Annotated in this window: 1 protein-coding gene; it reads right to left on the bottom strand. The window is 67.8% G+C overall.

The window, feature by feature from the left end:
- Positions 1-45: 45 nt before the first annotated feature.
- On the bottom strand, positions 46-904 hold an 859-nt coding region (locus IEX32_RS20400; RefSeq protein WP_188773360.1), incomplete at its 5' end, for a Gfo/Idh/MocA family protein.

The following is a 904-nucleotide window of genomic DNA, read 5'->3' as shown; positions in this document are numbered from 1 at the left end:
AACTGGGCGAGAAAGATGGCCGGACCCTTCATCACGTCTTCTCCTTCATTCCACGCTGGCAAGATCGACCCAGACCGCGCCCTGGCGGCTCGAATCGAGGCTGGCCCGCACGAACCGCATGCCCGCGAGCGCATCGTCCATGGTCGCAAAGCCCGGCTCGTCGCCTTCCTGCGGCATGCCGCGCAGTGTGCGGCCGAAGGCGGCGTAGATGTTGGCAAAGGCCTCCAGATAGCCCTCCGGATGTCCGCCGGGCGTGCGCTGGATGTTGAGGATGTCGCTTGCGAGATAGGCGCGGTTGGCGCCAGCGTGCCAGATTTCGGTCGGCTTGTCGCGATAGCCGATGCGCATCGTGTTCGGCTCCTCTTGCCGCCAGTGCAGGCCCGCCTCCTCGCACCAGACCGAGATGGCGAGGTCGTTGATGTCGCCCACGCAGACCTGGCTGGCCGTCAGCGTCCCCCGGCCTCCGCCCGACAGGCGAAACAGCGCCGCGCCGTCGTCATCGATGCGGCGGCCGGGCAGCATCGTCAGTTCGGCGCAGATCGCGGCGATGCGCTCGCCGGTGATGAACTCGACGAGGTTGGCGGCATGGGTGCCGATATCGCCTAAGGCCCCGGCCTCGCCGGACCGGGCCGGGTCGACGCGCCACTCGGCCTGCTTGTTGTTCTCCAGATCGGACGCGCGCGAAAGCCAGTCCTGCGTGTACTTGACCATGACCCGGCGTACCGGCCCATACTCCCCGGAGCGGATCAGCCGCCGCGCCTGCTTGACCAGCGGATAGCCGGTGTAGGTATGCGTCACTGCGATCCGGCGGCCGGTGCGCGCTGCCGCGTCCGCGATCGCGCGGGCATCGGCGAGATTATCCGCCAGCGGCTTGTCGACGATGACATCGAAACCGGCCTCCATG

This window comes from Novosphingobium endophyticum (assembly GCF_014640675.1).
Lineage (GTDB): Bacteria > Pseudomonadota > Alphaproteobacteria > Sphingomonadales > Sphingomonadaceae > Novosphingobium > Novosphingobium endophyticum.
The sequence above is the reverse complement of the archived record's forward strand: the minus strand, read 5'-3'. Positions and strand labels throughout refer to the sequence as shown.